This is a genomic window from Pantoea sp. Pa-EAmG (assembly GCF_030024295.1).
Lineage (GTDB): Bacteria > Pseudomonadota > Gammaproteobacteria > Enterobacterales > Enterobacteriaceae > Pantoea > Pantoea dispersa.
Map to the genome: position 1 here is coordinate 1 of NZ_JASEWO010000207.1, position 6,940 is coordinate 6,940.

General features: G+C 54.6%; 6 protein-coding genes. 2 read left to right on the plus strand and 4 right to left on the minus strand.

Annotation, left to right across the window (positions count from 1 at the left end; translation table 11 throughout):
- Positions 1-82 precede the first annotated feature (82 nt).
- The 4 genes from clpX to bolA form a co-directional block, all read right to left on the minus strand.
- Positions 83-1,354 carry an ATP-dependent protease ATP-binding subunit ClpX gene (gene clpX, locus QMM04_RS19620; protein WP_021507186.1) on the minus strand — a complete coding sequence of 424 codons (1,272 nt, stop codon included), beginning with the start codon at positions 1,352-1,354 and terminating at the stop codon, positions 83-85.
- Positions 1,355-1,481: 127 nt separating this feature from the next.
- A complete protein-coding gene (gene clpP / locus QMM04_RS19625) occupies positions 1,482-2,105 on the minus strand; it encodes an ATP-dependent Clp endopeptidase proteolytic subunit ClpP (protein ID WP_013508134.1) in 624 nt (207 codons plus the stop codon).
- A 336-nt stretch (positions 2,106-2,441) separates the two neighbouring features.
- A complete protein-coding gene (gene tig, locus QMM04_RS19630) occupies positions 2,442-3,746 on the minus strand; it encodes a trigger factor (RefSeq protein ID WP_282996815.1) in 1,305 nt (434 codons plus the stop codon).
- A 305-nt stretch (positions 3,747-4,051) separates the two neighbouring features.
- Positions 4,052-4,366: a transcriptional regulator BolA gene (bolA, locus tag QMM04_RS19635; RefSeq protein ID WP_058757958.1), complete on the minus strand. Its 315-nt coding sequence runs from the start codon at positions 4,364-4,366 to the stop codon at positions 4,052-4,054.
- A gap of 268 nt (positions 4,367-4,634) precedes the next feature.
- Between bolA and QMM04_RS19640 the strand changes: the two genes are divergently transcribed.
- Together QMM04_RS19640 and ampG are read left to right on the plus strand one after the other, a co-directional pair.
- Positions 4,635-5,213, plus strand: a complete 579-nt coding sequence (locus tag QMM04_RS19640; RefSeq protein WP_021507183.1) for a lipoprotein — start codon at positions 4,635-4,637, stop codon at positions 5,211-5,213.
- 55 nt (positions 5,214-5,268) lie between these two features.
- Complete coding sequence (ampG, locus tag QMM04_RS19645; protein WP_059010558.1) at positions 5,269-6,756, plus strand: muropeptide MFS transporter AmpG; 1,488 nt, start codon at positions 5,269-5,271, stop codon at positions 6,754-6,756.
- The last annotated feature ends 184 nt before the right edge of the window (positions 6,757-6,940 follow it).

A 6,940-nucleotide genomic window follows, 5' to 3' on the forward strand; every position in this document is an offset into this window, starting at 1 on the left:
ATTCAATGTCACAGAGGTGAGAAAAATACAAGGGGAAACATTTTCCCCTTTTTTAAGATAACAACGTGGTGTAATTGTTTATTTATTCGCCAGAAGCCTGGGCTTCATGCTTACCGTAAATCAGCATCGGGTCAGATTGCCCCTCGATCACTGACTCATCGATCACCACTTTCTCTACGCCTTCCATTGATGGCAGGTCGTACATGGTTTCGAGCAGCGCCGCTTCTACGATAGAACGCAGACCACGTGCCCCGGTTTTACGCGAGTTCGCTTTCTTCGCAATCGCCGTCAGCGCTTCGTCACGAAACTCCAGCTCCACGCCTTCCAGATTAAACAGCGCCTGATACTGCTTGGTCAGCGCGTTTTTCGGTTCACGCAGGATCTGGATCAGCGCTTCTTCGCTCAGCTCGTTGAGCGTCGCCACCACCGGCAGACGACCAATAAACTCCGGGATCAGACCAAATTTGATCAGATCTTCCGGCTCAACCTGTGACAGCAACTCGCCTTCGCTGGCTTTCTGCGATTTACCTTTAACGGTCGCGCCAAAGCCAATACCGGAGCCGGTTTCAACACGCTGTGAAATCACTTTATCGAGGCCGGCAAACGCACCGCCACAGATAAACAGGATTTTCGAGGTGTCGACCTGCAGAAACTCCTGCTGCGGATGCTTACGTCCACCCTGCGGCGGCACGGCAGCCACTGTGCCTTCAATCAGTTTCAGCAGCGCCTGCTGTACGCCTTCACCTGACACATCACGGGTGATAGACGGGTTGTCTGATTTACGGGAAATCTTATCGATTTCATCGATGTACACGATGCCGCGCTGCGCTTTCTGTACGTCGTAGTCGCACTTCTGCAGCAGTTTCTGGATGATGTTTTCCACATCCTCGCCCACATAACCGGCTTCGGTCAGCGTGGTGGCATCCGCCATGGTGAAAGGCACATCCAGCAGGCGCGCCAGTGTTTCCGCCAGCAGGGTCTTACCGCTACCGGTTGGACCGATCAGCAGAATGTTACTTTTGCCCAGTTCAATCCCGTTGCTGGTGTCGCCGTTACGCAGACGTTTGTAGTGGTTGTACACCGCCACCGCCAGCACTTTTTTCGCCTTCTCCTGACCGATAACATAATCGTCAAGGTGATGGCGGATTTCATGCGGCGTCGGGAGCGCGCTGCGCTCGCGGTGCGGGGCCACTTCTTTAATCTCTTCGCGAATGATGTCGTTACACAGATCGACACACTCGTCGCAAATATACACTGACGGCCCGGCAATCAGCTTACGGACTTCATGCTGGCTTTTGCCGCAGAAAGAGCAGTACAGCAACTTACCTGAACCGTCTTTGCGCTTATCTGTCATCAGCTAACCTCTTTTCGTTCTCAGACCCAATTTGGTGTACGGCATTGGCCGCACATCAACGGCCGATATTCATTCAACTCACCTGCCTGCCCCGTTAACTATAGCGTAAGGGCCAGGCAGATGTGTCTTATTGGCGATGCGTCAGGATGGAATCGACTAAGCCATACTCTACCGCTTCGCTGGCGGAGAGGAAACGATCGCGTTCAGTGTCGCGCTCGATCTGCTCCAGCGATTTGCCAGTGTGCTCAGCCATCAACTCATTCATACGCTGTTTCACTTTCAGAATTTCACGCGCATGGATTTCAATATCCGTCGCCTGGCCCTGATAGCCGCCCAGCGGCTGGTGAATCATGACGCGGGAATTAGGCAGACAGAAGCGTTTGCCCTTGGTACCTGCGGTCAACAGAAACGCACCCATCGAGCAAGCCTGACCCATACAGATGGTGCTGACGTCCGGCTTGATGAATTTCATGGTGTCATAAATCGACATCCCGGCAGTAATCACGCCGCCTGGCGAGTTAATGTAGAGATAAATGTCTTTTTCAGGATTCTCAGCTTCCAGAAACAGCATCTGCGCCACGATCAGGTTGGCCATATGATCTTCAACCTGGCCGGTCAGGAAGATCACACGCTCTTTGAGCAGGCGGGAGTAAATGTCGTATGAACGCTCGCCGCGCGAGGTTTGTTCGACCACCATTGGCACCAGCGCCATGTGCGGTGCAGTAAATTCACGATCGCCACTGTATGACATTACCGTCTCCTGATAAATTTCATTGGCAACATTCTGTACCGATATTACGTGAGGCGCGTCAGAAAAACTATGCGCTGCCCCCTCACTCCGACATAACAGGACGGTTAATCAGCCAGTCTCACTGTTTTCATGCATGCTCCCTCTATCTGGGGATGCTGCCCAGTTGTTTCAAGCATAACAACCTTTTGCCCATTCGCTAACACGGAAAAAGAGCTTAGCGAACAATTTGCCGATTAATTAGGCAAATAGAGGACAAATCTGTGCGGTTAGCGCCTTAAAACGAAAAAGCCCGCGACTTTTCAGTCGCGGGCTTCGCACTTTCGGTTAACTAACGAATCAGGCCGCTGAGGTCTGGTTCATCAGTTCCTGGAAGTTGGTTGCTTTGTCGGTCACTTTGGCTTTCGCCAGTACCGCTTCAACAGCCTGCTCTTCCAGCGCAACGTTGCGCATGTTGTTCATCAGCTCGCTGTTTTTGCTGTAGAACTCGATCACTTCCTGCGGATCTTCGTACGCAGAAGCCATCTCTTCAATCAGCGCTTTAACGCGATCTTCATCGGCTTTCAGCTCGTTGATGCGAATCACTTCGCCCAGCAGCAGACCGACCACAACGCGACGTTTTGCCTGCTCTTCGAACAGTTCACGTGGCAGTTCCAGCGCCTGCTTCTCGTTGCCGCCGAAACGCTGTGCAGCCTGACGACGCAGAACGTCGATTTCGCTGTCGATCAGTGCCACTGGCACGTCGATTTCGTTCGCGTTAACCAGACCGTCAATCGCCTGCGTCTTCACGCGGTTACGGATAGCGCCTTTCAGTTCGCGCTCCATGTTCTTACGCACTTCAGCGCGCAGACCTTCGATGGAGCCATCTTCCACGCCGAAACGCTTGATGAATTCAGCGGTCAGCTCCGGCAGTTCGCGGGTTTCCACTTTCTTCAGCACGATGTCGAACTTCGCGTCTTTGCCTTTCAGGTTTTCCGCGTGGTAGTCATCCGGGAATTTCACGTCGATGGTGAAGGTGTCGCCGGCTTTCTTGCCAGTGATGCCTTCTTCGAAGCCTGGGATCATACGACCCTGCCCCATTGCCAGCACGAAGTCAGACGCTTTGCCGCCTTCGAACTCTTCGCCGTCTACAGAGCCGGTGAAATCGATGGTCGCGCGATCTTCTGCTGATGCCGCTGCATCGGTCTCTTTCCAGGTCGCCTGCTGCTTCTGCAGGGTTTCCAGCATGGTGTCGACGTCAGCGTCGGTCACTTCAACCACCGGTTTTTCGACTTCGATTGCATCCAGGCCTTTCAGCTCAACTTCCGGATACACTTCGAATTCAACCGCGTAAGTGAAATCTTCACCTTCTTTATACTCACCCGGCACGTAGTTCGGTGCGCCAGCTGGGTTGATCTTCTCTTTGATGATGGCGTCAACGAAGTTACGCGTCATCAGCTCGCTCAGGACGTCCTGACGAACAGAGGCACCGTAGCGCTGATTAATGATGGTAGCCGGCACTTTGCCTTTACGGAAACCGTCGATACGGACTTTCTTAGCCACTTCCACCAGTTCTTTCTTCACTGCGCTTTCGATGCTGTCAGCTGCAACAGTAATCGAAATGCGACGGCCCAGACCCTGAGTGGTTTCTACTGAAACTGTCATCTTGTTACCTCAAAAAATCACGTGCTCGGTCAACTTCAGACACCACACATTAGTAATGCGCCGTATCCAACAACCGGGACGGCCTCTGCAGGCAGAACCTAATCCCTGTCACCAGAAGCGTCCCGAAGACATTCCGGAAAAATAGACGCCGCATTATAGCGGCATCCCCGGAATGAGTCGAGGCTGCAAACTCACCACTTTTTAACGGTTTTGCTGCTTTTTTGCGCCGCAGATCGCGTTTGTGCATCATTGAGGTAAGAAAAAACGGCCCGCAGGCCGTTTTGGAGGAAGCTGAAGAGAAAAACTCAGGCCAGCGTACCGGCACCGCGACAGTTCGGTGAGGCGAGTACGGTATCCTGCAGTCCATCCCACTCTTTGCGCGTGTAGGTATGCAGCGCCAGCGCATGAACGCTGCCTGCCAGCTCGGTCGCCAGCTCGCCATAAATGGCGCGGTGACGCTGCAGGAAGCGCTGTCCGGTGAAAAGGTCGCTGACGATCACCACTTTGAAGTGACTTTCAGACCCGGCAGGCACGTTATGACGATAGCTTTCGTCATGCACTTCGAGATGTGCAGGCTCAAAAGCGTTACGCAGCTTTTCTTCTATTTGTTCGCGAATCATTGTTAACACTCCTCTACGGCGAGCGCTGTGCCCCATCTGTTTAAATATTAGTAGGTTTTTTACCTTTCCCGCAGCCGGGCAGGAAAAAAATCCTGCTGCGCTGCGCATCTTAGCCTGCTCAGGCTGGCGGTCAATCGGTTAGCGCGTCCGGCGGTCCGAAAAAATCCTTTACAATCAATTTCCCCTGGTGCGGGGCTTTTTTCGCCGTGCCGCAATGCTATGATGGCCGCAGTTTTGCAAACCAACCCATATGCTAACGAGAATGAGTATGTTGAAAAAACTGTTATTCCCTCTGCTGGCTGCCTTTATTTTGGCCGGCTGCGCCAGCAATAACACCACGCTGAACATCCAGCCAAAAATCCAGCTGCCACAGCAGGATCCGAGCCTGATGGGCGTTACCGTCAGCGTTAACGGTGCCGATCAGCGCAGCGATCAGGCGCTGGCCAAAGTGAACCGCGACGGTCAGCTGATCACCCTGACCCCGTCACGCGATCTGCGTTTCCTGCTGCAGGAAGTGCTGGAGAAGCAGATGACCTCGCGCGGCTACATGATTGGCCCGAACGGCGCGGTGGATCTGCAGATCGTGGTTAATGGCCTGTACGCCGATGTTACGCAGGGCAACGTGCGTTACAGCATCACCACCAAAGCGGATATCTCTATTATCGCTACCGCGAAAAACGGCAACAAGCAGGTGAAAAACTACCGTCAGACTTACAGCGTAGAGGGTGCCTTCAGCGCCACTAACGATAAGATCACCAACGCGGTTAACTCGACCCTGAGCGACGTGATTGCCGATATGGCGCAGGACACCAGCGTCAATAACTTCATCAAGCAAAACGCGCGTTAATTTTCCGCAGTAACCTGCCCGGTCCCCGCTGACCGGGCTTCATTTCAGGCTGGCTATGACATCTCACTATCTGCGTATTTTTACCCAACGTAACGCTGCGGTCCTGCTGCTGCTCGGTTTCGCTTCCGGTCTGCCGCTGGCGCTGACCGCCGGTACGCTCCAGGCGTGGATGACGGTAGAGAATGTCGACCTGAAAACCATTGGTTTCTTCTCCCTCGTTGGTCAGGCTTACGTGTTTAAGTTCCTGTGGTCGCCGATGATGGATCGCTATACTCCGCCCTTTCTTGGCCGGCGGCGCGGCTGGCTGCTGGTCACGCAGTTAGCGCTGATTGCCGGCATTGTGGCGATGGGCTTTATGCAGCCGTCACGCGACCTTACCCTGCTGGCGGCGCTGGCGGTGCTGGTGGCGTTCTGCTCAGCCTCACAAGATATTGTGTTTGATGCGTGGAAAACCGATGTGCTGCCGCCGGAAGAGCGCGGCAGCGGCGCGGCGATTACCGTGCTCGGTTACCGGCTGGCGATGCTGATTTCCGGCGGCCTGGCGCTGTGGCTGGCGGATCGCTATCTCGGCTGGCAGGCCACCTACTGGCTGATGGCGCTGCTGATGGTGCCCGGACTGATCGCCACGCTGCTGGCGCGTGAACCTGAGGCACCGGTGCGCGAGCCGCACTCGCTGCGTCAGGCCGTCGCGTTTCCGCTGAAGGATTTCTTTCAGCGCAACAACGCCTGGCTGCTGATCACCTTAATCATTCTCTACAAGCTGGGCGATGCGTTCGCCGCTTCGCTCACCACCACCTTCCTGATTCGCGGCGTGGGCTTCAGCGCCGGTGATGTCGGTCTGGTGAACAAAACGCTCGGCCTGCTGGCGACCATTATCGGTGCGCTGTACGGTGGCGTGCTGATGCAGCGCCTGAGCCTGTTCCGCGCGCTGATGATCTTCGGCGTGCTGCAGGCAGTATCTAATTTCGCTTACTGGCTGCTGGCGGTAACGCCACCGCATCTGTGGAGCATGGCCAGCGCGGTCTTTATCGAAAACCTGTGCGGCGGTATGGGCACCGCCGCCTTTGTGGCGTTGCTGATGACGCTGTGCAACAAATCGTTCTCGGCCACGCAGTTCGCGCTGCTGTCAGCGCTGTCAGCGGTTGGACGCGTGTATGTCGGTCCGGCGGCTGGCTGGCTGGTCGAACTATGGGGCTGGCCGGTATTTTATGCCTTTACCGTGGTGGCCGCCGTACCAGGCCTGCTGCTGCTGTGGGCGTGTCGCGGCACGCTACAGGCAATGCAGCACAGCGGTGAATTCATGAAGCGCAGCCTGTGGCCACAGGGTTATCGCTGGACGGTACGCCTGTTCGCGACGGGCTGTACGCTGCTGGCGCTCTGGCTGCTGACGCTGGCACTGCGTGCGGCGGATATCTGGCACAGCGCGACGCTGCCAACCCATCTGTTTGAGGCAGGGATGGCGCTGGCGCTGCTGGCGGTGCTGCTCGGTGTGATGCTGGACTGGCTGGCATTAAGAAAAACAGCGTCAAATCGTGCACATTAACGCTGCGCTATTTGCCAGACGGGGATAAATCGCTTAAAAATAGCCCCCGGCGAATATTAAGCGATAGCATTTTTTTTAACGCGAAATAGAAACATTAAATTAACAATCCTGCGTAATATTTAAATCCGGTGAGCAATTAATTTGTAGAAATTTCATCGCCAAAATGATGCAGAATTGTTAAATA